Below are 25,535 nucleotides of genomic sequence, written 5' to 3'. Positions count from 1 at the left end.
TTTTCTTAGCGACGTAGACCCAGCTTTTGAATCAAGCCTGAGTAACGGCTATGATCTTTACGCTTCAAGTAATCAAGCAATTTACGACGCTGGCTTACCATGCGAAGTAAACCACGACGTGAGTGGTGGTCATGCTTGTGTGCTTTGAAGTGGTCTTGCAAGTGGTTGATTTGCGCTGATAGCAATGCAACCTGAACTTCTGGAGAACCTGTATCGCCTTCACCGCGACCATGCTCTTCAACAATTTCTGCTTTCTTTTCTGCACTTAGTGACATATTTTGTGTCTCCAATTTCGAGTGAGTTCACTCGGTGTTTACGTACGAACCAGCCAATCACTAATTCAGCCGGTTCAATGAATGCGCGATTGTACCTCAATTCAAACCCCAACAGCAAGTAAAATCCAGCTGAAACGCTTGAAATTAGGGGGTGTTGCGCGAAAAATGACTCGGTTTACTGATTCGCCACCGATCGTAGACGAAGTCGTGGATTTTGCTCGCGGCAATTATCCAAAAACTGCTGAAAACAGGCTTCTGTTTCAGTCAACTTTTCTCGTAAACGGTGGCCGCCTTCGAAGACGTGTAAATCGGCTTTTGCCGCACTGGCAAAACGAATGACGTTATCGACAGGAACAATGTCATCCTGCCAGCCATGTACTACGGTAACCGGACAATCAATTTGCTCCAGCTCTGCCTCAGCATAACCATCCATATACACTGCCGGTGAAATCAAAAAGAGCCCCATTGGCTCATTATTTAAGCCAGCGACTGCTGACACATAACCGCCCATGCTGGTACCGACTAAAATATAAGGTCGAGACAAGTTTAATAAATAATTATTGAGCTTAGTCACGCGCTCGTTTGTGGGTAATCGACGGTAGTCTAGAGACTCAACGTCAAAACCGTTTTTCTCACATATTTTCGACAACGCTTGGATACGATTTCCTTTCGGGCCCGATACTTTGCCGTGCGAAAATATTACTAAAGGTTTTACAACTGGGTTCATACGATTCCTAGCTTGTTTGTTTGATCAGTCGACGAGGAGCAACCTTGCCATCATCGTCCACAAAACCGATCCCTAGAAAGCCTTCAGATTCCCTAAGGATAAACTCATCTTCTAGTGGTGCGCCACTTAACTGTACCGACTGTCCAAGCCTAATGTAGTAAGCTTGGTCAGCATCTAATTCAACAATTGGCAAGTGGTGCAGCGCCTTCTCTAAAGGCATTAATAATTCATCCATGGCAAGCTTTTCATCCGCTTGCTTCATCGTTTCTAGCTGAGTCAGGCTAACGCAATCATCCAACTGCAAATGGCTCACGGCGGTACGGCGTAATTCCTGTACATGTGCACCACAACCTAACTCATCCCCCATATCTTCGACCAGATTCCGGATATAAGTTCCCTTGGAACAATGCACATCCAGCTCAAACTCATCGCCTTCAAGACGTAAGATATCAATGGAGTGAATAGTCACTTCGCGTGCCTCCCTCTCAACCTCGATACCTTGGCGTGCCAGCTTGTACAAAGGCACGCCATCTTTCTTTAAGGCCGAATACATCGAAGGAACCTGGCTGATAGTACCTTTGAATTGTTGCACTACCTTTACAAGTTCTTCTTCAGTGACATTTACCGGTTTTTCTTCAACCACTTCACCTTCACGATCGGCAGTGGTGGTTTTTTGGCCTAACTTAGCAATAACTCGATATTTCTTATCGGCATTGAGCAAGAAGTGAGAAAACTTAGTTGCTTCGCCAAAACAAATCGGCAAAACACCCGTAGCAATCGGATCCAAAGCACCTGTATGGCCAGCTTTCTGAGCGAAGTACAAAAACTTTGCTTGTTGCAAAGCCTTGTTTGACGTCATATCGGTGGGTTTATCTAATAATAAAATACCTGTAATATCGCGACCGCGCTTACGTCGTCTTGCCATTGGTTACTCCGGAACTACAGGAAAAGCTTAGGAATGATCGTCTTTATCAGACGTGTCTTGCTTGCCAGCCGCTTTTTTATCTTCCGACCGGGCTTTCTCAATCAGGCTAGTCATCCGTTGGCCTTCCTGAATTGATTTATCAAAGAAAAATCGTAATGCAGGTACACTACGCATACGCATTTCTTTTGCTAATTTTGAACGCAAAAAGCCTGCTGCACCACGCACGACTTCTAAAGCTTCTTCGACTTCTTCTTTCTCATCTTTGCCCAAAAAGGTCACAAAGACTTTAGCATTCTGAAGATCGCTAGAAACCTCAACCGCCGAAACGGTCGCTAACCCCAGACGGGGATCTTTCATTTCGCGTTGAAAGACCAGAGCCAGCTCACGCTGGATCTGATCGGCAACTCGATTAGCTCTTGCTTGCGACATTTAATCTCTCGCCACTAGTGGATACATCATGGTTTAAAGGCTACGTTTAACTTCAACGATTTGGAACACCTCGATCTGATCACCAGGTTTAACATCGTTGTAATTCTTAACGCCGATACCACATTCCATATCTTTTCGAACTTCCTGTACGTCATCTTTAAAACGACGCAGTGACTCAAGTTCACCTTCATAAATAACCACATTATCGCGTAATACACGGATTGGGTTACTACGCTTAACAACACCTTCTGTCACCATACAACCAGCGATTGCGCCGAGTTTTGGTGATTTAAAGACGTCACGAACTTCTGCCAGGCCGATAATCTCTTGACGCGACTCAGGCGATAACATACCACTCAATGCGGCCTTCACTTCTTCAATCGCTTCGTAGATGACACTGTAGTAACGAATTTCTACCGCGTCGCGCTCAGCCACTTTTCGAGCGGTAGCGTCAGCACGCACGTTGAAGCCGATAATGATGGCATTCGACGCAGCCGCTAACGACACGTCTGTTTCTTTAATTCCGCCAACACCACTCGAAATCACTTTAACTTCAACTTCTTCAGTCGCGAAGTCCGTTAATGATTTGCTTAATGCTTCTACCGAGCCTTGTACGTCAGCTTTGATAATCACATTCAACTGCTGCAACTCATCACTGCTGCCCATGTTTGCAAACATATTTTCAAGCTTGGCTTTTTGCTGGCGTGCTTGGAATTCTTCGCGCTGCTTCGTTCCACGACGCTCCGCAATTTCGCGAGCTGTACGCTCATCAGCAACAACGGTTGCTTCATCACCAGCAACAGGAACACCCGACAAACCAAGAACTTCCACAGGAATAGATGGGCCTGCTGAGTCAATTGTTTGTCCGTTCTCATCCAATAAAGCACGTACACGGCCATAGTGAGTACCTGCTAGCAGGATGTCACCTTGATTTAACTGACCTTTTTGGACTAAGACTGATGCAATTGCACCTCGACCTTTATCCAATCGCGCTTCAATCACGAAACCTTTGGCAGCACCTTCGTCAACCGCTGTTAACTCAAGTACTTCAGACTGTAGAAGAATTGACTCTAATAAGTCATCAATACCTTCACCAGATTTCGCTGAGACGTGTACAAACTGCACATCACCACCCCAATCTTCAGGGATAACATCGTGCTGCGATAATTCGTTTTTAACGCGATCAGGATCAGCCTCTGGCTTATCAATTTTATTCACTGCAACGATCATAGGTACGCCAGCCGCCTTCGCGTGCTGAACGGCCTCAACCGTTTGTGGCATAACGCCATCGTCCGCAGCGACGATCAGAATAACAATATCCGTTACTTCTGCACCACGTGCACGCATCGACGTAAAGGCTGCGTGGCCTGGAGTATCGAGGAACGTCACCATCCCGCGCTCGGTCTCAACATGATAAGCACCGATGTGCTGCGTGATACCGCCAGCTTCGCCGGTCGCAACATGGCTTGCTCGGATATAGTCCAGTAACGATGTTTTACCGTGGTCAACGTGACCCATGATAGTGACTACTGGCGCGCGTGGCTTACCTTCACCATCTTCAGTCATCGCTTCTGAAAGAGCCGCCTCTTCCATCGCATTTTCATTGACCAGTACAGGTTTATGGCCCATCTCCTCAACGATCAAACTTGCAGTTTCTTGATCGATGGATTGATTTACCGTAGCCATAACTCCTACCTTCATCATCGCCTTCATTAACTCTGGCGCTTTAACCGCCATCGCTTTAGCGAGATCACCCACGGTAATCGCTTCAGGAATTTCCACATCGTGAACGATTGTGTCCGTTGGCTTTTTAAAACCGTGTTTTTTCATATTGTCAGGAGCCTGATATACTTTTTTCTTTTGGTTTTGTCCGCGCTTGTACTTATCATCAAAAGCATTAGCTACTAAATCAGCATCGGACGATTTCTTTTTGCCTTTCTTCTTCTTCTTTCTGCCGCGACTCGACTTCTCTTCAAAGTCACGGATAGACATTGGCTTAGCAGGCTTCTCAGGATTCGCTTTAACCACTTTCTCTTCTGGTTCTTGCTTCTCTTCGAGCTGCTTTTCGATTTTCTTCTGAACTTTATCTGCAGATTTTTCTTCTTTCTTAGGCTTACTCTTTGCTTCTTTAGGCTTCTCTACTTTCTCAGCCTTGCCTTTGCCTTCAGTATTACGCTTCGCCTCTTCCTCAGCTTTACGTTTTGCTTCTGCAGCTTCTTTCTCTTTACGCTCGGCTTCTTCTTTCGCCTTGCGTTCAGCTTCTTCTTTCGCTTTACGCTCAGCTTCTTCAGCCTGACGCTTCGCTTCTTCAGCTTCTCTTGCTTTAGCTTCTTCTTCCTCAGCAAGTTGCTTAATTTCTTCACTAGAGCGCTTAACGTATGTGCGCTTTTTCTTTACCGCTACTTGAACGGATTTTTTCTTACCTTCCGACGAAGTCACGCTCAAGGTACTTTTCTTAGTACGGCTTAGGGTGATTTTTCTCGGGCCAGTAGACTCATCGCCACCATGCGACTTTTGCAAATAAGCCAATAAAGACTTTTTCTGCTCTTCAGTTATGGTGTCATCGGCACTTTTTATTTTTGAACCAGCCGCATCCAACTGCTCCAGTAGTTTTTCTACTGGAGTGTTAAGAGTATCGGCAAATTGTTTTACTGTAGTATCTGACATTTAGTCTCCCCGCTCAAAGTTATTCTTGCTCCCAGGTTACTCTTGATCTTCAAACCAAGGGGCACGCGCGGTCATAATTAATTGAGCAGCACGCTCATCATCCAATTCTTCAATATCGGTTAGATCATCCACTGACTGTTCCGCTAAATCTTCCATAGTAATCACGCCACGGCTTGCTAAAACGTATGCCAAGTGGCGGTCCATACCGTCCATATTTAATAAATCTTCTGCCGGCTCATTTTTCTCCAGCTGCTCTTCAGAGGCGATGGCTTTGGTCAATAACAAATCTTTTGCTCTCGCCTTCAGCGCGTCAATCAAGTCTTCATCAAAGCCTTCAATCTCAAGCATTTCAGACTGAGGAACGTACGCCACTTCTTCAAGTGTGGTGAAGCCTTCCTGTACTAAAATGTCCGCTAAATCTTCATCCACGCCAAGCTCATCAGTAAACAGCTGAACAATTGCTTCTGACTCTGTCTGATTCTTCTGAGCAAAGTCTTCTTCCGTCATGACATTTAATTCCCAGCCAGTTAACTCACTAGCAAGACGAATGTTTTGACCATTCCGACCAATCGCTTGTGCCAACTGGTCTTCATCCACAGCGATATCCATGCTGCGAGAATCTTCGTCAACAACGATAGAGACAACTTCTGCTGGCGCCATCGCGTTAATCACAAACTGTGCAGGATTATCATCATACAAAACGATGTCAATACGCTCACCATTTAACTCGCCAGTAACCGCTTGAACACGTGCACCACGCATACCAACACAAGCACCAACTGGGTCAATGCGCTTATCATTCGTTTTAACGGCTACTTTAGCGCGCGAACCTGGATCACGTGCAGCACCTTTAATTTCAATAACTTGCTCACCTATTTCAGGCACTTCAATGCGGAATAACTCTTCCAGCATTTCAGGACGAGTACGGCTAACGAATAATTGTGGACCACGATTCTCATCGTTAATGTTGTATAACAAACCACGAACACGGTCGCCTGCACGTACGGTTTCACGTGGCATCATTTCGTCACGTTGAATCACCGCTTCAGCGTTATTACCCAAATCTAAATAAATAAAATCACGAGTAATTTTCTTTACCACACCAGTGATTAAGTCGCCAACGCGATCACGAAACGCTTCTACGGTCTTAGCACGCTCAGCTTCACGTACTTTTTGCACAATAACTTGTTTGGCTGTTTGCGCGGCAATTCGTCCAAATTCAATGGAATCAATTTGCTCTTCAACATAGTCGCCTAGCTCAATTTCTGGCTCTTCGACCTGCGCCGCAGACAAGGTTGTTTCCGTTAAAGGATCTTCAACACCTTCATCATCAACCACCGTCCAACGACGGTACGTATCGTACTCACCAGTTTCTCGGTCGATATCAACACGCACATCAATATCAACGCCATGCTTTTTCTTAGTAGCCGTAGCTAACGCAGCTTCTATTGCTCCAAAAATCACTTCTGGATTGACGTCCTTTTCATTGGAAACGGCCTCAACCACTAACAAAATTTCTTTATTGCTCATACGTGTTAACCTTCAATAAAACTCGTGATTATTTCACTAATCCGTTCGAGACTAATCTTTTATAAACTAATACTTTGCGATCAATTGGGCTTTTTCAACCTGAGGCACATCGATTTCATGAACTTCACCATCAACGACCAGGTTAATTTTGCCATTGTTTACACTTTCAATCGTACCTTTAAACTTACGGCGACCATTTATCGGGAACGATAACCGTAACTCGGCATCTTCACCGACATACATAGCGAAGTGTTGCTCCGTAAATAAAGGTCTATCCATACCGGGTGACGAGATTTCTAGATTGTAAAAACCATTAATAGGGTCTTCCACATCCAGCACACCACTCACCTGGTGACTTACTTCAGCACAATCATCCACACTGATACCATCTTCATGCTCAATAAACACTCTTAAAATCGAGTGTTTACCTTGCGATATATACTCTAAGCCCCAAAACTCGAAGCCCGCGGCTTCGACGGCTGGACGAATAATTTGTTCCAGTTGTGACTGTTTACTCATTGCACTCTCTATAAACGTTTACGACTCAGGCTCAACAAAAGCCAAATACAAAAAAAGGCCCATACGGCCCCATCATTCATTGATCTGATAAACCTTATTTTTCAAAGGTTTGTATGATGGGCTTAGGATCATCCAAAGGAATTAACCCCGTTTACCCACGCCGTTTGTAGTTTAACTTTTACTACAAACAATAAAGCCCCTATAAAGGGGCCTTATTATTATAAACATAATACAAAGCCAGTCAATTCTGTATTAAAAATGCTGACTTTTAAATGTGGTAGCGGGGGCCAGATTTGAACTGACGACCTTCGGGTTATGAGCCCGACGAGCTACCAGGCTGCTCCACCCCGCATCGACGAGAGGCATTATACTCACTTAAATGACTTTGACAAGTGGTCTGACATAATAATTTCAATAATAATTCACTCACTATAAATACTGAAATGCTTGCTCACATAACTCCATCAATTTCCCCGGGAAAATCCCCAAGGCAACAACTGTCAAACTGGTTAACCCCAAGCCTAAACGTAACCCTCGGACAGCAACAATTTTTTGCTCACTCTCCGGCTCATCGAAGAAAATCACTTTGACCACTTTAAGGTAATAAAACAATCCGATAATGGACATTACTGCAGCGAACACAGCCAACCAAACCAGTCCAGCGTTCAGCACCGCTAAAAACACTTCCAACTTTGCCCAGAAACCGACGAAAGGCGGTAATCCAGCCATGGATAAGAATAGGACGCTAATCAAAAGTCCACCCCAAGGGTTCTTTCGGCCGAGTCCTTTTAACTCATCAATGGTGTTAACATCTTCTACGCCCTTACCTAAATAGATTAAGCAGCCAAAGCCTCCAAGCGACATAATGGCGTAGGCCAAGATATAAAAGAAGGAAGAAGAGAAGCCTTCTGCTGTGCCGGTTAAGATCCCAAGCAAGAAATACCCAATATGAGCTATCGCTGAATAAGCCAGTAAGCGCTTAATATTGGTTTGGGCTAACGCCACGATATTCCCGACCAGCATCGATAAGCAGGCGAGAATTATCAATAAGCCTTGCCAATCAACAATAACGCCAATGAAACCATAACCAAAAATTCGTACCGCTAAACCGAAGGCGGCGACTTTTGGTGCAGAGGATATAAATGCCGTGGTTGCCGTTGGCGCGCCATCATACACATCCGGCACCCACATTTGGAACGGCACCGCCCCAAACTTAAAAGCAATAGCAACCACAATGAACACCAGGCCGAAGCGCAACGTTAGGCTTGGGTCATTGTCAGCGATAAAGGCCGCAATGTCCGTCAAATGGATTTCTTGCGTGACGCCATACACCAGCGACATACCATACAGTAAAAATCCACTGGCAATAGCGCCCATCACAAAGTATTTCACCGCAGCTTCCGCCGACTGGTAAGCATGCCGGTGCATGGCTACCAAGGCATAGAGTGATAAAGATAGCAGCTCTAATCCAAGATATAACGTCAACAAACTACCGCCACTGACCATGACCATCATTCCGAGCACCGCAAAGAGGTGCAGTAAGTAATACTCCCCTCTTAATATTCGTCTCGGCAAAATGTAGGGACGGGCAAACAGCAGTGCGACCATAGCGAGCAACAGCACACTGATTTTGATAATGCCGGCCATGGGATCAAGAATGAAGTGTCTGTCGTACAGGTGATACTGCACATCCGGGAACTGTACCATGCAGATAATTGCCGTTCCAAGCAGTGCCAACTGTGACAATCGATACGTTAGATTTCGATCCAAATCCTTGGAAAACACATCGATCAACAAAATAATACAAGCAGCCGTTAGTAAGAAAATTTCAGGCAATAAGTGCATCAGGTTGTGAGTCATCTTAGCCTCCTAACTTACTGTTGCTGGTGAGTTGCAGTAATTGTTCAATACTGGGCTGCATAATGTTGATTAAAAACTGCGGATAGACACCAAGCGCAATAATCAATACAGCCAATACAATCAACACGGTTTTTTCACGAATATTAATATCATCCAGCCTCTCAATCTTTTCACTGGCGGCCTTGCCGAAGATGACACGCTTGTAAAACCATAAGCTATAGGCCGCTCCCAAAATAAGCGTCAAAGCTGCAAACATGGCAATGCGCCAGTCTGCTTGGAATGATGAAATAATGACAAAGAACTCGCCGACAAAACCCGAAGTTCCCGGCAGTCCCGCATTGGCCAGAATAAACAACATTAGCAAGGTCGCAAAGATTGGCATGCTATTTACAACCCCACCAAAGTCGTTGATTTCCCTTGTATGCAGCCGGTCGTAAAGCACTCCAATGGAGAAAAACAAGGCACCAGAAACTAAACCATGAGAAATCATTTGCACCATCGCGCCTTGCACCGCCATAGATTGGGTATCAGCGCTGGTCAGCTGCACAACAACGAAGGTACCCAACGTCACAAAGCCCATGTGCGCGATTGATGAATAGGCAATTAGCTTTTTCATGTCTTTCTGCGCCAAAGCAACGAAACCAATATAAACAATCGCCAACAGCGACAGCACAATCAAAATATTGGCATAAGCTTCGGTCGCGTCTGGAGTGATCGGCAAACTAAAACGAAGGAAACCGTACCCCCCCATTTTCAGCATAATAGCCGCTAAGATCACCGAGCCACCGGTCGGTGCTTCAACGTGAGCATCGGGTAGCCAAGTATGCACTGGAACCATAGGAATCTTGACTGCGAAGGCGATTAAAAAGGCCCAAAATATCCAGCTTTGCTCCGTGCCGGTTAATGGCATCTGCTGCATGGCAGCAATCGAAAAGTCGTCCGCATCACGTCCCATATAAATTAACGCCACGAGCATGAAAATCGAGCCGAAAAAGGTGTATAGGAAGAATTTAATGGTCGCGTAAATCCGGTTAGGGCCGCCCCAAATACCGATCATCAAAAACATGGGGATCAGCATGGCCTCCCAAAAGACGTAAAATAAAATACTGTCCTGAGCCAGAAATACCCCATTCATAGCCCCCGTCAGTAGCAACACGGCGGCGACAAACTGCGTCTGACGAAACTGAATCGAACTGGTTGAGCCAAATAGCACTAGCAGGTTAATTAAACTGGTTAGCACCACTAGGGGTAATGCAATGCCATCGACACCCAGTTCATAGGCAATATTTAAGGACGGGATCCAGTCGGCTCGCTCAGTAAACTGAAACTCAGCAGTGGCAGGATCGAAAGCGACTAGTAACCATACACTCAGTACAAGCACGGCGAACGAAACCCCAACACCAAAGCGCTGGCTCCAAACCAACATCTTATCGCCTGGGCTCAACAACACCATGATTCCACTAAGCAGTGGAATCCAAATTAATAGACTTAAAACGGGTAGCTGTTCTAACATAGTTTTTTAGTATCCATCCCCGTACCTAACCTCTAAATAGCAGCCAAGCCAAGAAACCAACTAACCCTATTAGCATGAATAGAGCATAGTGAAATAAATATCCGGTTTGTAACTTACGCAGTTTCAGCGCAATGCTTTTTAGGGCACTAGCCCCTCCATCAATAATTCCCTCATCGATGATGGCTTTATCACCATAGCGCCAGAAAACCTGACCCAGCCAGTGACTGCCTTGCGCGAAAACTTTTTGATTGAACTCATCAAAAAAGAATTTTTTCTCTAACAACTTTTTAAAGGGCTTTAAGAACACTGCCCACATCGTTATAAAGCGTGGCGCCCAGCCGTAAACCACCACCGCGATAACCACACCCGATATTAGCATTAGGAATACCGGGCTCATCAAACCGTGCAGAGCAAAACTCAAAGCATCGCTAAAGTGTAGCTCAACTGCTTTTAACACATCATGGTGCTCGAGCACTGTAATCGAATCTCGGAAAAACGAACGAAATAACAGCTCTTTGGCAAAGACAAAACCAGCCAATAACGATGGAATCGCTAACGCAATCAATGGCCACGTTATCACTCGCGGTGACTCTGCTAAATGATCGAATTGTTCTTGTTTCATCCGAGGCTTACCGTGGAAGACTAATAGCAGTAAGCGAATGCTGTAAATGGCTGTCACTAAAACTCCAGCTAGCACGGAGAAGTAGGCGAAGCCACTGAAGCCACCCTCTGCAGCGGCAACCGCTGAAATAATCGTGTCCTTGGAATAAAAGCCAGAGAATAGCGGCGTGCCGATCAACGCCAAGGTTCCGATCAGCGTGCACCAGTAAGTTATCGGTAGCTTTTTATAGAGACCGCCCATCTTCCGAATATCCTGCTCATGATGCAAAGCCACGATTACCGAGCCAGCCCCCAAAAACAGTAATGCTTTAAAGAACGCATGAGTGAATAGGTGGAAAATAGCGGCTGAGTAGGCCGATACGCCTAATGCCACCACCATGTAGCCGAGCTGTGACAATGTTGAGTAAGCAATGATACGCTTGATATCATTTTGCACGATCGCGACCAGCCCCATAAATAATGCCGTCATGGCGCCAATTAAAGTTACCATGGCTAATGCTGTATCGGAAAATTCAAACAATGGCGACATTCGAGCGACCATAAAGACACCGGCAGTCACCATGGTCGCGGCATGAATTAATGCTGAAATCGGCGTCGGGCCTTCCATCGAATCGGGCAACCACACGTGCAATGGCACTTGCGCGGACTTACCCATAGCACCAATAAACAAACTAATACAAATAAAGCTGATCGCTGACCACTCAAGCTCACCCCAGACTGGAAAAGTCTGATCCAATCCAACCAGCGCCAAAGCATTGACTTGTTGCTGTCCACCTAAAGACACCAACTCTTCTGCCTGCCCCATGGTTTTAAAAATCGGGGCATAGTCAAACGTCCCGAAGAGTAAGAATATGCCACCAATTCCGAGCAAGAATCCAAAGTCACCCACTCGGTTAACCAAGAAAGCTTTCATGTTGGCAAAAATTGCACTGTCTTTTTGATACCAGAAGCCGATTAACAAATAGGAGACAACCCCAACCGCTTCCCAGCCGAAAAACAACTGTAAGAAGTTATTCGACATAACCAGCATCAACATTGAAAAAGTAAATAGTGAAATATAACTGAAGAAGCGCTGATACCCTTTGTCATCATGCATATACCCAATCGAATAAATATGCACCATTAAGCTGACAAACGTCACAACCAGCATCATGATGGAGGTTAAACTATCCAGCAGAAAACCGATCTGAATCGATACCTCACCAAATCGAGCCCACTCATAAACGGTGACATCGACCGCGACAGCATCGCCCCATAAGAATCCGAAAAACCATTTCACTGAGAAGAGAAAAGCAATCAGCACACCTATAATAGTGATGCGGTGCGTCATGACCTTGCCTAACTTTTTGCCCAATAATCCCGCCAATATAGCGCCGATTAAAGGCGCTAATACCGCAATTAATAATTGAGCTTGAATCGTCATTAGCCTTTTAACTCCCTCAACTCAGCCACATCGATTTTCTTATTGGTACGGAACAAAACCACCAAAATAGCAAGGCCAATAGCGGCCTCAGCAGCAGCTACCGTAAGAATAAAGAACACAAAAATCTGACCGACCTCATCATTCAAGTAGCGTGAAAAAGCAATAAAGTTAGTGTTCACTGCGAGTAGCATTAACTCAATGCACATCAGTAAAGTAATCACATTCTTGCGGTTAATAATGATCCCGACCACACTGATAGAAAACAGTAAGGCGCTAACAATTAGGTAATGGGTTAAACTCATGCCTCATCCCCTTTCTTCTTGGTTTTCCTTCGGCGCTTCTTTTTGCCTTGAGTGTCTTTTTGCAAATGCGCATCTTGGCGTGGGCCTGACTCCATGCTCACCACTCTTAACCGTTCTTCACGACTGGTTTGATGCTGCGTTGGTACGCTCTGGCCACGTCGATCACGACGTCCACGAAAGGTTAGACTGATGGCAGCAATAATGGCGACCAATAAGATCACCCCAGCCACCTCAAAGGCGTAAAAATACTCGGTGTACAATAACTTACCGAGCACGGTGACATTGCTGTAATCAGCACCATGCTTCGCTGGCTCTGGTATCTCTCCGAGCGCTTCGTTTCGAATAACCCAGTAGATGGCGCCAAATAACGCTAATGCCATCACAATGCCTAACGGCAAGTACTTGGTAAACCCTGACTTCAGTTGCGCGTAATCGACGTCCAGCATCATCACTACAAATAAGAACAGCACCATCACGGCACCGACATAAACCAACACTAGGGTTACCGCAAGAAACTCAGCTTCAAGCAACATCCAGAGTACAGCCGCTGAGAAGAAAGTCAGCACCAAGCATAAAACGGCCTGCACCGCATTGCGCATAGTGATCACCCCTACAGCACCGAGCAACGTCAGTCCTGCAAAGAAATAAAAGACAATGGCTTCAACCGTCATCGGCTTCCCTTACTCATACTGTCAGTCCTGCTATCGGTATTTTGCATCTTGCTTTCGATCCTCAGCAATTTGTTCTTCGTACTTATCACCAATCGCTAATAGTTGCGCCTTGGTTAAAATGTTGTCACCTCGTTTCTCGAAGTGATAATCCATGACACGCGTTTCAACAATCGAATCGACGGGACATGACTCTTCACAAAAGCCGCAGTAAATACACTTAAACATATCGATTTCATAGCGCGTCGTGCGGCGAGTGCCGTCGTCTTGTCGCGGCCCGGCATCGATCGTAATCGCCGCCGCAGGACACACCGCCTCACATAATTTACAGCCGATACAACGTTCCTCACCGTTTGGATAGCGACGTAATGCATGAAGCCCACGAAAGCGAGGCGATTGTGGCGTTTGCTCCTCAGGAAACTGCACCGTGACTTTGCGACGCCACAGATGCTTCCCCGTAATTCGGAGACCGGTCAGTAAATCTTTTAGGGTGTAACTTCTGAAAAAGTGTTTAAGTTTCATCATTAGAAAACACCTCTTCCGGTAAACCAAGGACCTACACCAGCCTTAATCATAAAGGTCAAAATCATCAACCAAACCACGGTCACTGGAATAAAAACTTTCCAACCAAGGCGCATTATCTGGTCATAGCGATAGCGTGGAAAAGTTGCCCTAAGCCAGATCATCAAGAACAAAAAGAATCCGGCTTTCAGCAGTAACCAAGCAATCCCCGGCACCCAGTTGGTAGCAGCTTCAATAAACGGAATTCCTTGGAAAGGGTTAAGCCACCCGCCAAAGAAAAACAACGCCGTTAACACGGAAATTAAAATCATGTTGGCGTATTCGGCTAGGAAAAATAACGCGAAGGAAATCCCGGCGTACTCGATATGGAAACCGGCAACGATTTCAGACTCCCCTTCCGGTAAATCAAACGGCGCACGGTTGGTTTCAGCCACGCCAGATATCCAGTAAATTACCAATAACGGCAACAGTGGGATCCAATACCAGTGCCAAAAGCCACCCTCTTGACTTTGGACGATTTGACCGAGGTTCATGCTACCCGATGCCATCAAGACCCCGACTAAAGCAAAACCCATTGCGATCTCGTAAGAAATAATCTGCGACGCCGAACGCAATGAACCGATCAAGGCGTACTTTGAATTAGAGGCCCAGCCCGCAATAATCACACCATAGACCGCAATCGAGGTCATCGCTAATACATACAACAAGCCAACGTCGCTGTTAGCTAGCACTAACTCAACATCGAATGGAATAACTGCCCAAGCGGCAAATGACGGCGCGATAAATAGAATCGGCGCGAGTAAAAACAATCCTTTATTGGCACCTGAAGGTATCACCACCTCTTTCATCAACAACTTGATAACATCGGCGATCGGCTGTAACCAACCTTTAGGCCCGACTCGGTTAGGCCCAATCCGCATTTGCATGTAACCAATAATCTTACGTTCAGCGTAAGTGGTGTAGGCCACCGCTAAAATGAGCGGCAGTAAGATTAAGCCAATCTTTGTACCAATGATGAAAAATTCGATGATGATATCGAGCATCAGACGCCCCCCACAATATTGTGGAATGGGCTTAAACGTGGTCGTTTCAAAATTTCTCGACCTTGCGCCAGCGCAGTATCTTGTAACGATGGCGCTCGTCTTAACCACCCATCAATCTGATACATATTCACTGGGCGCGGCGAATAACCATCCCTCGGCAAGTTTTCAGGACACTGCCACTTTGGCTTAATCCGATCCCCTACCGCGCTTAAACGCCCTTTGACTTCTTTCCGTACATCTTCCGCAGAGACATAATCAAAGTTCTTTAAATTCAGTAGGTTACCTAAAACCCGTAATACTTTCCAAGCAGGCTTCGCTTCAGCTGGGGCGTTTACCGCCGCTGCGAAGTCTTGCCACAAGCCATTCACATTGACATAAGAACCGGACGTTTCTAAAAAGCTGGCAACAGGTAAAATGACATCCGCATACTCAAAAGCCTCGTCATCCGCATGACAGGTCATCGACACCACAAAATCCGCATTCGCGAGACTTTCTTTCGCTTTATCCGCAATTATGGATTCCTTACCCGGCTCTGTTTTCAATAAAACATACCCCTTCTTGCCGAGCTCAAACAAATCTTTAATATGCTGACCATCCTGCTCAACATCCGCTCCTGCTGGGCCGCGATGAGGTATCGCTCCAGCCAAGTAAGCGCCGACGCTATTACCGCCATGCGGCAAGAAGCCGTAGCTGGCACCCGCCAGATTCGCAACGGCCTTAGCCATCAATCGAATATGACCTGCGTAGCTGAACTCCAAGGCGCTAGCCCCCAAAATAACGCTCGACTTTTCACCCTGCAGCAGCATTTCTGCAATGTCACGATGTTCATCGCGAACCTTCACCGGTTCGAGCAGTTGCTCCAAACCTTCCAAGTCCATGGCATCGGCCCACTGCTCTTTCGCACTGTCACCCTGATTCTGATAGAGGTATTTTGTAATCGCCGCTAATTGTCCCAACCAAGTTTCAGGGTCAGTAATAATTTCATGCTGAATATCAAAGTTATGGTACACCGGGTACAAGCCAATCGAAGCAATGCTACCGTAACGCGTTGCCTTTCTAACTCTTAATGATGCTAACGGTTGCTCTTTACGCAGGTTCGCCCCAATCAATAAGCAGGCATCGATATTTTCCAATTCGGATAGCTCAACGCCAAGCTCAGGATGGAGCGGCTCGAATTTTTGCCAAGCAAAATCACTGGTGCGCAGTCTGTGATCAATGTTGTTAGAGCCGAGCCCACGCATCACTTTCTGTAGTAAATACATTTCTTCCGTGGTTGAGCTGGGGTGTGCGATTGCAGCGATTTGATCGGCCCCATCGGTCTGCACCATCATATTCAGTTTACTTGCGGTGCGCTCTAGAGCCGTTTCCCAATCAACCTCTTTCCACTCGCCGTTATACTTCATCATTGGCTTGAGTAGGCGCTCACTTTTTTCCAATGCCTCGTAAGAGTAACGATCACGATCGGCCAACCAGACTTCGTTGACCGCTTCATTATCCTTAGGCACCACTCGAATCACTCGATTACGCAAAGTATGCACATGCAAATTGGCACCGATACAATCGTGTGGCGATACCGAGTCGCGCTGCGCCATTTCCCATGAACGGGCCTGATAGCGCGATGGTTTAGCCGTTAAAGCACCGACTGGGCATAAATCAATGATATTACCGGACACTTCGGAATCCACGGACTGCTCAATGAAGGTACTAATCTCCATATGCTCACCGCGCCCAACGGCGCCAAGCTCACGAATCCCGGCAACCTCACGACCAAAACGCACACAGCGCGTGCAGTGAATACAGCGCGTCATCTCGGTTTCGATCAAAGGCCCTAAATCTTCGTCCACCACCGCTCGCTTCTTTTCGCTAAAGCGTGAGACATCATTGCCGTACTCTAGCGCCACATCCTGCAACTCACACTCGCCACCTTGATCGCAAATGGGGCAGTCCAGCGGATGGTTAATCAACAGAAACTCCATCACCGACTTTTGTGACTGCTGTGCAAACTCGGACTGTGTTTTAACGACCATGCCATCAGAAATCGGCGTGGCACATGCTGGAAGCGGTTTTTTTACCCCATCAACTTCGACCAAGCACATCCGGCAGTTGGCGGCGATGGAGAGTTTTTTGTGGTAACAAAAACGAGGAATGGTGATGCCATGAGCATCCGCCACTTCAATAATCATAGAGCCTTGTTCGGCTTCTATTTTTTTACCATCAATTTCAACTGAAACCATTGGCTTATACTGTCCTCGTTATTCCAAAACTGATCACAAAGCTAGCTTGCTTTGCGTGTTTGAGCTTGCTCAATTTTTGCCACAAACTCGTCTTTAAAATACTTAATAAAACTTTGCACCGGCATCGCCGCGGCATCACCCAGCGCACAAATTGTCCGCCCCATGATATTGCCAGCAATCTCGTCAAGTTTCTTCAAATCATCCACATGACCTTCGCCGCGTGATATACGGTGGATCATGCGTGACATCCAGCCAGTTCCTTCGCGACAAGGGGTGCACTGGCCGCATGATTCTTCATAATAAAAGTGCGCGATACGCCCCAGCACTTCAACCATATCGGTATCTTCGTCCATGATAATCACTGCGCCTGAGCCCAGCATCGAACCGGCTTTACCCAGCGCATCATAATCCATGGTAATGTCCATCATGACATCAGCAGGCAGTACCGGCGCACTCGATCCACCCGGAATGACCGCTTTCAATTTTTTGCCATCCTTCATACCGCCCGCCATTTCCAGTAATTCTTTAAACGGCGTACCCAACCCTATTTCATAATTCCCGGGTTTATTGACATGGCCCGATACCGAAAAAACTTTTGTGCCACCATTATTTTCTTTGCCTAGATCTAAAAACCACTGTCCGCCTTTCTCTAAAATAATAGGCACAGAGGCATAACTTTCCGTATTGTTGACGTTGGTCGGACGCCCAAACAAACCGTAATTCGCAGGGAAAGGCGGCTTAAATCGCGGCTGACCTTTTTTGCCCTCTAATGATTCCAACAAGGCGGTTTCTTCACCGCAAATATAGGCACCGGCACCGATATGACTGTGTAAATCGAAATCGACACCTGACTGCAAAATATTTTTGCCAAGGAACCCTGCGTCATAAGCTTCTTTTAAAGCTTGTTCAAAACGCTCTATAGGTTCATAAAACTCACCGCGCATATAGTTATAGCCGACAGTAGCACCCATGACATAAGCGCCAATCGCCATCCCTTCTATCAACTGATGCGGGTTATAGCGCAAAATATCCCGATCTTTAAACGTGCCCGGCTCACCTTCGTCAGAATTACAAACCACATACTTTTGTCCTGGCGCATGTTTTGGCATGAAGCTCCACTTTAAACCCGTAGGGAAACCAGCGCCGCCACGGCCACGAAGTGCTGACAACTTCAGCTCTTCAATAATCTCTTCCGGTGGCGTTTGCTCGGCTAAAATTTTGCGCCACATGGCATAGCCTCCAGCTGACTGGTAAGTCTCCAGAGTCCAAGGTTTGTCTAGCTCTAATGTTCTAAAGCAAACTTCATTGGCCATGTTTATTTCAGCTCCTTGATAAGATCCGCGACCTTATCAATATTTAAATTTTCGTGGTATTGCTTGTTAACTTCGAGCATCGGCGCGCCACCACAAGCTGCCATGCATTCCACTTCCTTCAGCGTAAAAACGCCATCTTCCGTAGTTTCGCCCGGGGCAACTCCCAACTCATCACGAAACCACTTTTTAATATCTTCGCTACCTGCCAACATACAGGAGACGTTGGTACATAAAGAGATAACATATTTACCCGCCGGTTTTAAGCGGAACATTGAGTAAAAGCTGGCGACCTCATAAGCTGCAATTTTAGGACAGCTTAAATAATCCGCGACAGCATCCATTAACGCCTGAGTAAGGTGACCATGCTCTTCTTGAACGATGCTCATGATCGGAATAATCGCTGCTCGCTTTCGTTCTTCAGGGTATTTTTTGACCCAACCCTCGACTTGCTCTAAACGTTCGCTGCTGAGCAATTCGGATAAGGGTGTTGAGTTTGAGTCAGTCATCTTATCTACCTAACGATCAATTTCGCCAAAGACAATGTCTTGAGTGCCGATAATGGCCACCACATCGGCTAACATATGGCCTTTCACCATCTCATTCATTGCTGACAAATGGGCAAATCCTGCAGCACGAATTTTCACGCGATACGGTTTATTAGCACCATCGCTCACCAAGTAAACCCCAAACTCACCTTTAGGGTGTTCAATCGCCGAATACACCTCACCCTCAGGCACACAATAACCTTCGGTAAATAACTTAAAGTGGTGAATTAAGGCTTCCATATCATGCTTCATGGTTTCGCGGTTGGGAGGCGTAACCTTATGGTTATCCAGCATCACTGGGCCTGGATTCTTTTGTAGCCACTCGATGCATTGGCGGACAATCTTATTCGATTGGCGCATTTCTTCCATCCGCACCAAATAGCGGTCATAACAGTCGCCAGTCTTGCCCACCGGAATATCAAACTCCAACTCATCGTACACTTCATAGGGCTGCTTTTTACGCAAGTCCCACTCAACGCCCGAGCCACGGAGCATTGGACCACTGAAGCCCAACTGCAAGGCACGCTCTGCCTGCACAATACCCACGCCAACCGTACGTTGCTTCCAAATTCGGTTTTCCGTCAATAGGCTTTCATAATCATCAATACACTGCGGGAAAGTCTCCGTGAAATCCCACAAATAATCGAGCAAGCTGCCTTGGCGGTTCTGGTTTAACGCTTCTGCTTTCTTGGCGTTGGTGAAGGGTGATTCTTTGTATTGCGGCATACTATCCGGCAAATCACGATAAACTCCGCCCGGTCTAAAATAGGTTGCATGCATTCGCGCACCACTGACCGCTTCATAAGCATCCATCAGCGTTTCACGCTCTCGGAAGGTATATAGAAAGACGGTCATGGCCCCGATATCCAAGCCATGCGCCCCTAACCACATTAAGTGATTTAAAATTCGAGTGACTTCAGCAAACATCACGCGAATGTATTGCGCACGCTTCGGCGGCGTTATCCCCATCAGCTTTTCAATCGCCATAACATAGGCGTGCTCGTTGGACATCATGGAGACATAATCCAAGCGATCCATGTAGCCAATGCTTTGATTAAAGGGTTTGCTTTCGGCAAGCTTTTCCGTCGCACGATGCAGCAGCCCCACATGCGGATCGGCTCGCACCACCGTTTCACCATCCATTTCTAAGATTAAGCGCAGAACACCATGTGCCGCGGGGTGTTGCGGCCCAAAATTCACCGTGTAGTTACGAATTTCAGCCATCGCGCCCTCCCTGCTCAGGAGCCGCGACATACACCGTCTCGTCTTTGTGCTTTCGAATCACCCGAGGCACCAACACCCTAGGCTCAATTGACACTGGCTCATAGACGCAACGGTTTTGTTTCGCATCAAAACGAAGCTCAACATTTCCTATCAATGGGAAATCTTTACGGAATGGATGACCCACAAAACCATAGTCGGTCATGATGCGACGTAAATCCGGGTGACCTGCAAATAAAATGCCGAATAAATCAAAGGCTTCACGCTCATACCAGTTAGCACTGGCCCAGATATCAAGTACTGAAGGCAAGGTTGGGCGATTTTCTTTAAGGAAGCATTTCACGCGTAAACGTCGGTTATGAGCAATCGACAACAAATGGTAAACCACGGCAAAACGCTCTCGTTGCCATGTTTGTTTTACCGGATGGTAGTCTTCGCGGCCCCGACTAAAACCTGCGCCCGTAGCTTCAGTGGTCGCCCACTCGTCTTGACCATAGGTTAGGTAGTCGACCACGGTGACATCGATTAGTTGCTCAAAAGCCAGCTCATCATGGTTGTGTAAGGTGCGGCAAATTTCCAGCAAATCATCTTTGCTAACCTCGATGGTGACCTCGCCGTGTGCTTTTTCGCAAGCAACCAGCGAATCTTCAAATATCTCTCCGAGTTGCTTTACTAAAGCTTCAGACACTCGTCACCTCGCTTGATGTCGCTCGCTCTTTAGAGTCTGCTTCAGAAGTCTTATCATCTTTGCTCTGGCGCTCATGTCGAGCGATCACCGTTTGACGCTTAATTTTATTCTGTAGCTGAATGATACCGTACAGGAGGGCTTCGGCTGTTGGTGGACAGCCTGGCACATAAATATCGACGGGGATAATACGGTCACAGCCTCGGACCACGGAGTATGAATAATGGTAATAGCCTCCGCCATTGGCACAAGACCCCATCGAAATAACCCACTTTGGATCTGGCATTTGCTCGTAAACACGACGCAATGCTGGTGCCATTTTGTTGGTTAAGGTTCCAGCAACAATCATCACATCCGATTGACGCGGGCTTGGTCTGAAGATGACACCAAATCGATCCATGTCATAACGCGCAGCTCCGGCATGCATCATCTCTACCGCACAGCAAGCCAGTCCGAATGTCACAGGCCACATTGAGCCGGTTCTAGCCCAATCCAACAAATCTTGAATGCTAGTGGTTACAAATCCATCGCTATTTAACTTTTCCTCTAGCCCCATGCATTACTCCCACTCTAAAGCGCCTTTCTTCCACTCATAGGCAAAACCGACCAATAACAACAGTAAGAATACGCTCATCGAAATTAAGCCAAACCAACCAATGTCATCAAGTACTACTGCCCAAGGGAAAAGAAACGCAATTTCGAGATCAAATATAATGAAGAGAATAGCCACTAGATAGAAACGCACATCAAACTTCATTCGAGAGTCTTCAAAAGCATCGAAGCCACACTCAAAAGGTTTATTCTTAGCTTCATTAGGATTTGTAGGGCTGGCAAAGTAACCAACCAACAGTAACCCTCCTCCAAATAGTAAGCCTATCAGGATGAAGACTAGAATGGGTGCGTATTGTTCTATCATAGGTCTAAGTGTTTGCCCTAACTTGTTATAAATCAATAATATTTAGGCATTTACCACGAATACCTTACCAGTAGATTTTTACTTTGGCTAGTGATGTTTACCATCTTCAATCATCGCCCAATCAGGTTTTATGTATTTACAGGATTTAAGTCCTAGTAATCTTTATCTTAAATCTATTTTTGTGAACAGGATCACTTTATATTGCAAATATCATGGAATTGATTATGATTAGTAAAGGAGGTAAAAGAAAAAAGGATTATGTTCAGTTCTCTCTTGAAGTTTCTTGGCTTTAAGCCCAAAAAAGAAGCGCCCAAAAAAGCTTCCTCTAAACCTATTACCTCTCATAAAGTCGAAAAGAAAAAGATCCCCGTCTCTAAACTGACCAAAGGCATGACGGTTGTTGAGTTAGACCGCCCATGGACAGATGTGCCTGTGATGTTTCAAGAAGTCACCATCAAGTCTGACAAAGAAATTCAACTGCTGCAAAAATACTGCCAATACGTTTTTATTGATCACCATTCTTACATGACCGTTTATGTGTCAAATTTACTTGATAAAAAGCGCAAACCCATTTACCAGAAACCAAATCTCAGCCCACAACAAGCGAGTGTCAGCCTACGCGAAGAGTTACCCAAAGCGAAAAAAACCTTTGATAAGTCCCATACTCATATCAACACACTTATGCGTGATGTTCAGCGTGACAGTAAGATTGATATCGAGGGCTCAAAAGAACTGGTTGCTCAATGTGTTGACAGTATCTTGAGTGATGAGACGGCCATGTTCTGGCTATCTAAGATTAAAAACAAAGATGACTACACCGCTGAACATTGTGTTCGCGTTGGTATTCTCGCCATCGCTTTTGGCAAATACTTGCAACTGCCCCGCGATCAATTAGAACTGCTTGGATTATGCGGCATGCTTCATGATGTTGGTAAAATGAAAGTACCACAACATATTCTGAATAAGGAAGGACCACTTACTAAAGACGAATATAAAATTGTTAAAGAGCATACTGTGCTTGGTTATGTCTTTTTAAAAAACCACGGTGGTATTGATGAGCAGGTCTGTACAGCAGCCTACAATCATCATGAGCGCATGAATGGTCATGGCTATCCTCGTGAGGTTTCTGCTGAATTACTCTCCACTTATGATCGCATAATTGCCATTGTAGACAGTTATGACGCCATGATTAGTGACCGCTGCTATCGTAAAGGGATGTCGCCATCTAAGGCTTTAGCTCAACTTTATAAGGGCCAAGGACAACTTTATGATGATCAACTTATTAAGCAATTCATACAAATGGTTGGCGTTTATCCCGTTGGTAGTTTGGTCGAATTGAATAATGGTCAAATTGCTGTAGTTTTATCGGTCAACGTCAATAACAAACTAGAACCTGTTATTGAGCTTGTTACGGCATCTGACAAAACTCGTATTAAACCAAGAGCTGTCGATCTATCGAAAAAACCTAAAGACGGCACTGGACAGCCATTACGCATCTTACACACACTAGCAGACAATGAAGTCGAGTTTGACTTAGAGTCCTTTATTCAAGCTATCAAAGGCGCAGCTTAACACTACTAACTCTTAGTGACTTTGTTTGTAATCGCAAGCTGTTTGACCTACAGTAAGCACATTACAACCATCCTCTTCACTCATGACAGCGCACACCGTAAAACAAATAAGCTTCCCAATTCCACGATGGGCCAAAAACACTCATGTTCAATCGCTATTAGCCACGGTCAAGTTGCGACGAAAAGGTTTAAAGAAACGAGCTGCCGCGCTCATTAATAGTAGCGAAGAAGTGATTATTGATTGCGAAGATGGCGTTCGATTACAAAGCTTCGTCTCTAGAGCTAGCCATCAAGACGATCCCCCTCTAGCCATACTTATTCATGGCTGGGAAGGGAGTCATGAATCCCTCTATCAACTTTCCACCGCCCATGTTCTTTTTGAGCAAGGATTTAATGTCGTTCGACTCAACTTGAGAGATCATGGCACCAGTCACCATCTGAACCAAGATCTGTTTCACTCCAATCGTATTGATGAAGTGGTACAGGCGGTTTATGCCATTCAACAGCAATTTACACCAAGTAAAACTCTCCTTTGCGGCTTCTCATTAGGCGGTAATTTTGCTCTGCGCGTCACCAATAGAGCGCCTGAAGCTGGAATCAAGTTGGATAAAACTGTTGCGATTTGCCCAGCTTTAGATCCCGCGGATATTTTAATCAAGCTTGAAACCAGTCTCTCGCTATACATTAAGTATTTTATGCTGAAATGGAAACGCTCTATCCGCAAAAAGCAGGAACTATTCCCGGATATTTATGATCTCGACGACGACTTACGAACGGACTCTATGAGAGAACTCACTGAAAAACTGGTTCAGTATTATGGTGACTATCAATCTATCAACGACTACTTTGATGGCTATAATATCTGCGGAGATCGCTTAAATAATATCGCCACACCCACGACGATTTTGATGAGCAAGGATGATCCTATCATTGAGTTTCAAGATATTTACTCATTACCCAACAAGGACTGCATCACTAAGTATCTCACCGAGTATGGCGGTCATTGCGGATACATCAAAAACCGTCAACTTCGTAGCTGGTTAGATGACTTTATTCTCGACCAAGCCAAGCACTTTTAAAGTTACAAATAAAGCCACCCGCAGGTGGCTTTATTTATGAACAAGCTTGATCTTTACTTACTTCAGTGCGGATAACTCTATTCGTGCTGCAGCTCCAAATAAGTGTGAAGCATCACCCTCAACATCGCCCTGAGGATTCACTGTCGGCCACAAAGTCCTTAATTCAAGCAGCAACGCTTTAGTATGGGCAATTTCAGCTTCCGCTTGTTGTTTCTGCTCATCACTTAGACGCTCCAAACGCTCAATCGCGATTTCAGTAAAGCCGTAAGCATCTTGATACTCATGAACATTAACCACTTCCCCTTTTTTAACACCAATGGCGTACTCTTCTGCCGCAGTTCGAATCATTTGGCTGATACTCATTAATGTTTCTTTAGCAGTCATCGATGACATCCCTTCGCTCTTAGAGATAGCTTTTAGGAGCTGCTCGTAAGCCGTTTCAACCGCTTCATCTCCTTGCTCGTTATTGACCGCATCCGCTAAGGCGCTCAACTCTTCTGCAAAACCGCTCACGCCGCGTGCTTTAAAGACTGGCGGTAGCCCGGCATACAGCTCATCTTCAGGATGCTTCATGTGCGTCTTTGCCATCGCAATATGACCTTCACGATACAGCTTTAAGCCTACCCAGAGATGACCTCGAATTAAGCCTAAACGTGCTAAATAAGCAGCATTGTCAGTAGCTAAATTAACGCTTGAGCTACCTTCACCCTCGCCTTCGCCACCTTCTCCGCCACCTTCTCCGCCACCTTCTCCGCCGCCTTCTCCGCCGCTTTCTCCTCCCTCACCGAGAGACATCGCAGAATAACTGACAACAGAGCTTGATAATGCTGTTAAAGCATCAGTATCGCTTTGCTCTGCTGTCGCAGTTGCAGCGCTAGTCGCTAACAAAGCTGTGCCCACGCCAGCCCATACTTTACGTTTCTCGAAACGTTTTTTAGACATTGAGT

Annotated in this window: 24 protein-coding genes and 1 tRNA gene; 2 read left to right on the top strand and 23 right to left on the bottom strand. The window is 45.8% G+C overall.

All coding sequences use genetic code 11. From position 1 onward, the window contains the following. Nucleotides 1-5: 5 nt before the first annotated feature. From rpsO to ndhC, 22 genes are all read right to left on the bottom strand, one after another. Nucleotides 6-275 carry a 30S ribosomal protein S15 gene (gene rpsO / locus ABD943_RS07545; protein WP_345292574.1) on the bottom strand — a complete coding sequence of 90 codons (270 nt, stop codon included), beginning with the start codon at nt 273-275 and terminating at the stop codon, nt 6-8. A 175-nt stretch (nt 276-450) separates the two neighbouring features. Further along, nucleotides 451-1,002, bottom strand: coding sequence for an alpha/beta hydrolase (locus tag ABD943_RS07540; RefSeq protein ID WP_345292573.1), 552 nt, complete (start codon nt 1,000-1,002; stop codon nt 451-453). Nucleotides 1,003-1,009: 7 nt separating this feature from the next. Beyond that, nucleotides 1,010-1,927 carry a tRNA pseudouridine(55) synthase TruB gene (truB, locus tag ABD943_RS07535; RefSeq protein ID WP_345292572.1) on the bottom strand — a complete coding sequence of 306 codons (918 nt, stop codon included), beginning with the start codon at nt 1,925-1,927 and terminating at the stop codon, nt 1,010-1,012. 27 nt (nt 1,928-1,954) lie between these two features. Further along, nucleotides 1,955-2,356 (bottom strand): 30S ribosome-binding factor RbfA, encoded by a 402-nt coding sequence (gene rbfA / locus ABD943_RS07530; protein WP_345292571.1) that lies wholly within the window; start codon nt 2,354-2,356, stop codon nt 1,955-1,957. Between the two features lie 33 nt (nt 2,357-2,389). After that, nucleotides 2,390-5,023: a translation initiation factor IF-2 gene (gene infB, locus ABD943_RS07525; protein WP_345292570.1), complete on the bottom strand. Its 2,634-nt coding sequence runs from the start codon at nt 5,021-5,023 to the stop codon at nt 2,390-2,392. 36 nt (nt 5,024-5,059) lie between these two features. After that, complete coding sequence (nusA, locus tag ABD943_RS07520) at nt 5,060-6,553, bottom strand: transcription termination factor NusA (RefSeq protein WP_345292569.1); 1,494 nt, start codon at nt 6,551-6,553, stop codon at nt 5,060-5,062. 66 nt (nt 6,554-6,619) lie between these two features. After that, nucleotides 6,620-7,072 (bottom strand): ribosome maturation factor RimP, encoded by a 453-nt coding sequence (rimP, locus tag ABD943_RS07515; protein ID WP_345292568.1) that lies wholly within the window; start codon nt 7,070-7,072, stop codon nt 6,620-6,622. Between the two features lie 275 nt (nt 7,073-7,347). Beyond that, nucleotides 7,348-7,424, bottom strand: a tRNA-Met gene (locus ABD943_RS07510). Between the two features lie 77 nt (nt 7,425-7,501). Further along, nucleotides 7,502-8,932: an NADH-quinone oxidoreductase subunit NuoN gene (nuoN, locus tag ABD943_RS07505; RefSeq protein WP_345292567.1), complete on the bottom strand. Its 1,431-nt coding sequence runs from the start codon at nt 8,930-8,932 to the stop codon at nt 7,502-7,504. A 1-nt stretch (nt 8,933) separates the two neighbouring features. Then, nucleotides 8,934-10,445, bottom strand: coding sequence for an NADH-quinone oxidoreductase subunit M (locus ABD943_RS07500; protein ID WP_345292566.1), 1,512 nt, complete (start codon nt 10,443-10,445; stop codon nt 8,934-8,936). Between the two features lie 25 nt (nt 10,446-10,470). Then, nucleotides 10,471-12,489, bottom strand: coding sequence for an NADH-quinone oxidoreductase subunit L (gene nuoL / locus ABD943_RS07495; RefSeq protein ID WP_345292565.1), 2,019 nt, complete (start codon nt 12,487-12,489; stop codon nt 10,471-10,473). Then, nucleotides 12,489-12,791 (bottom strand): NADH-quinone oxidoreductase subunit NuoK, encoded by a 303-nt coding sequence (gene nuoK / locus ABD943_RS07490; protein ID WP_345292564.1) that lies wholly within the window; start codon nt 12,789-12,791, stop codon nt 12,489-12,491. Before nuoK ends, nuoL begins: the two co-directional genes overlap by 1 nt. Beyond that, entirely contained in the window at nt 12,788-13,462 is a 675-nt protein-coding gene (locus tag ABD943_RS07485; protein ID WP_345292563.1) for an NADH-quinone oxidoreductase subunit J, read from the bottom strand. The genes nuoK and ABD943_RS07485 overlap by 4 nt, the downstream gene beginning before the upstream one ends. Nucleotides 13,463-13,492: 30 nt before the next feature. Then, nucleotides 13,493-13,984: an NADH-quinone oxidoreductase subunit NuoI gene (gene nuoI / locus ABD943_RS07480; RefSeq protein WP_345292562.1), complete on the bottom strand. Its 492-nt coding sequence runs from the start codon at nt 13,982-13,984 to the stop codon at nt 13,493-13,495. Further along, entirely contained in the window at nt 13,984-15,024 is a 1,041-nt protein-coding gene (gene nuoH / locus ABD943_RS07475) for an NADH-quinone oxidoreductase subunit NuoH (protein ID WP_345292561.1), read from the bottom strand. The genes nuoI and nuoH overlap by 1 nt, the downstream gene beginning before the upstream one ends. Beyond that, nucleotides 15,024-17,258 (bottom strand): NADH-quinone oxidoreductase subunit NuoG, encoded by a 2,235-nt coding sequence (nuoG, locus tag ABD943_RS07470; protein WP_345292560.1) that lies wholly within the window; start codon nt 17,256-17,258, stop codon nt 15,024-15,026. The genes nuoH and nuoG overlap by 1 nt, the downstream gene beginning before the upstream one ends. 41 nt (nt 17,259-17,299) lie before the next feature. Next, nucleotides 17,300-18,571 (bottom strand): NADH-quinone oxidoreductase subunit NuoF, encoded by a 1,272-nt coding sequence (gene nuoF / locus ABD943_RS07465; protein ID WP_345292559.1) that lies wholly within the window; start codon nt 18,569-18,571, stop codon nt 17,300-17,302. Nucleotides 18,572-18,573: 2 nt separating this feature from the next. Next, nucleotides 18,574-19,077: an NADH-quinone oxidoreductase subunit NuoE family protein gene (locus ABD943_RS07460; protein ID WP_345292558.1), complete on the bottom strand. Its 504-nt coding sequence runs from the start codon at nt 19,075-19,077 to the stop codon at nt 18,574-18,576. A gap of 9 nt (nt 19,078-19,086) precedes the next feature. After that, nucleotides 19,087-20,340, bottom strand: coding sequence for an NADH-quinone oxidoreductase subunit D (locus ABD943_RS07455; protein ID WP_345292557.1), 1,254 nt, complete (start codon nt 20,338-20,340; stop codon nt 19,087-19,089). Further along, the gene (locus ABD943_RS07450; RefSeq protein ID WP_345292556.1) at nt 20,333-21,025 is read right to left on the bottom strand and encodes an NADH-quinone oxidoreductase subunit C; all 693 of its coding nucleotides are present in this window, start codon (nt 21,023-21,025) and stop codon (nt 20,333-20,335) included. Before ABD943_RS07450 ends, ABD943_RS07455 begins: the two co-directional genes overlap by 8 nt. Continuing rightward, nucleotides 21,018-21,578, bottom strand: coding sequence for a NuoB/complex I 20 kDa subunit family protein (locus ABD943_RS07445; RefSeq protein ID WP_345292555.1), 561 nt, complete (start codon nt 21,576-21,578; stop codon nt 21,018-21,020). The genes ABD943_RS07450 and ABD943_RS07445 overlap by 8 nt, the downstream gene beginning before the upstream one ends. A gap of 3 nt (nt 21,579-21,581) precedes the next feature. Then, on the bottom strand, nt 21,582-21,938 hold the full coding sequence (gene ndhC, locus ABD943_RS07440; protein WP_345292554.1) for an NADH-quinone oxidoreductase subunit A: 357 nt from the start codon (nt 21,936-21,938) through the stop codon (nt 21,582-21,584). Nucleotides 21,939-22,196: 258 nt separating this feature from the next. Here ndhC and ABD943_RS07435 point away from each other — a divergent pair, with 258 nt between their 5' ends. Both ABD943_RS07435 and ABD943_RS07430 read left to right on the top strand, forming a co-directional pair. Then, nucleotides 22,197-23,510 (top strand): cyclic di-GMP phosphodiesterase, encoded by a 1,314-nt coding sequence (locus ABD943_RS07435; RefSeq protein WP_345292553.1) that lies wholly within the window; start codon nt 22,197-22,199, stop codon nt 23,508-23,510. Between the two features lie 82 nt (nt 23,511-23,592). Continuing rightward, nucleotides 23,593-24,588, top strand: a complete 996-nt coding sequence (locus ABD943_RS07430) for a YheT family hydrolase (protein ID WP_345292552.1) — start codon at nt 23,593-23,595, stop codon at nt 24,586-24,588. A 57-nt stretch (nt 24,589-24,645) separates the two neighbouring features. Here ABD943_RS07430 and ABD943_RS07425 read toward each other — a convergent pair whose 3' ends face one another. Beyond that, nucleotides 24,646-25,530, bottom strand: a complete 885-nt coding sequence (locus ABD943_RS07425; RefSeq protein WP_345292551.1) for a hypothetical protein — start codon at nt 25,528-25,530, stop codon at nt 24,646-24,648. Between the last annotated feature and the right edge of the window lie 5 nt (nt 25,531-25,535).

The sequence above is a fragment of the Kangiella marina genome (assembly GCF_039541235.1).
In the GTDB taxonomy this organism is placed as follows: Bacteria; Pseudomonadota; Gammaproteobacteria; order Enterobacterales; family Kangiellaceae; genus Kangiella; species Kangiella marina.
The sequence above is the reverse complement of the archived record's forward strand: the minus strand, read 5'-3'. Positions and strand labels throughout refer to the sequence as shown.

Excerpts from the sequence above, each read along its gene's own strand:
- rpsO (WP_345292574.1), bottom strand. The coding sequence starts at position 275 with ATGTCACTAAGTGCAGAAAAGAAAGCAGAAATTGTTGAAGAGCATGGT.
- ABD943_RS07540 (WP_345292573.1), bottom strand. The coding sequence starts at position 1,002 with ATGAACCCAGTTGTAAAACCTTTAGTAATATTTTCGCACGGCAAAGTA.
- truB (WP_345292572.1), bottom strand. The coding sequence starts at position 1,927 with ATGGCAAGACGACGTAAGCGCGGTCGCGATATTACAGGTATTTTATTA.
- rbfA (WP_345292571.1), bottom strand. The coding sequence starts at position 2,356 with ATGTCGCAAGCAAGAGCTAATCGAGTTGCCGATCAGATCCAGCGTGAG.
- infB (WP_345292570.1), bottom strand. The coding sequence starts at position 5,023 with ATGTCAGATACTACAGTAAAACAATTTGCCGATACTCTTAACACTCCA.
- nusA (WP_345292569.1), bottom strand. The coding sequence starts at position 6,553 with ATGAGCAATAAAGAAATTTTGTTAGTGGTTGAGGCCGTTTCCAATGAA.
- rimP (WP_345292568.1), bottom strand. The coding sequence starts at position 7,072 with ATGAGTAAACAGTCACAACTGGAACAAATTATTCGTCCAGCCGTCGAA.
- nuoN (WP_345292567.1), bottom strand. The coding sequence starts at position 8,932 with ATGACTCACAACCTGATGCACTTATTGCCTGAAATTTTCTTACTAACG.
- ABD943_RS07500 (WP_345292566.1), bottom strand. The coding sequence starts at position 10,445 with ATGTTAGAACAGCTACCCGTTTTAAGTCTATTAATTTGGATTCCACTG.
- nuoL (WP_345292565.1), bottom strand. The coding sequence starts at position 12,489 with ATGACGATTCAAGCTCAATTATTAATTGCGGTATTAGCGCCTTTAATC.
- nuoK (WP_345292564.1), bottom strand. The coding sequence starts at position 12,791 with ATGAGTTTAACCCATTACCTAATTGTTAGCGCCTTACTGTTTTCTATC.
- ABD943_RS07485 (WP_345292563.1), bottom strand. The coding sequence starts at position 13,462 with ATGACGGTTGAAGCCATTGTCTTTTATTTCTTTGCAGGACTGACGTTG.
- nuoI (WP_345292562.1), bottom strand. The coding sequence starts at position 13,984 with ATGATGAAACTTAAACACTTTTTCAGAAGTTACACCCTAAAAGATTTA.
- nuoH (WP_345292561.1), bottom strand. The coding sequence starts at position 15,024 with ATGCTCGATATCATCATCGAATTTTTCATCATTGGTACAAAGATTGGC.
- nuoG (WP_345292560.1), bottom strand. The coding sequence starts at position 17,258 with ATGGTTTCAGTTGAAATTGATGGTAAAAAAATAGAAGCCGAACAAGGC.
- nuoF (WP_345292559.1), bottom strand. The coding sequence starts at position 18,571 with ATGGCCAATGAAGTTTGCTTTAGAACATTAGAGCTAGACAAACCTTGG.
- ABD943_RS07460 (WP_345292558.1), bottom strand. The coding sequence starts at position 19,077 with ATGACTGACTCAAACTCAACACCCTTATCCGAATTGCTCAGCAGCGAA.
- ABD943_RS07455 (WP_345292557.1), bottom strand. The coding sequence starts at position 20,340 with ATGGCTGAAATTCGTAACTACACGGTGAATTTTGGGCCGCAACACCCC.
- ABD943_RS07445 (WP_345292555.1), bottom strand. The coding sequence starts at position 21,578 with ATGGGGCTAGAGGAAAAGTTAAATAGCGATGGATTTGTAACCACTAGC.
- ndhC (WP_345292554.1), bottom strand. The coding sequence starts at position 21,938 with ATGATAGAACAATACGCACCCATTCTAGTCTTCATCCTGATAGGCTTA.
- ABD943_RS07435 (WP_345292553.1), top strand. The coding sequence starts at position 22,197 with ATGTTCAGTTCTCTCTTGAAGTTTCTTGGCTTTAAGCCCAAAAAAGAA.
- ABD943_RS07430 (WP_345292552.1), top strand. The coding sequence starts at position 23,593 with ATGACAGCGCACACCGTAAAACAAATAAGCTTCCCAATTCCACGATGG.
- ABD943_RS07425 (WP_345292551.1), bottom strand. The coding sequence starts at position 25,530 with ATGTCTAAAAAACGTTTCGAGAAACGTAAAGTATGGGCTGGCGTGGGC.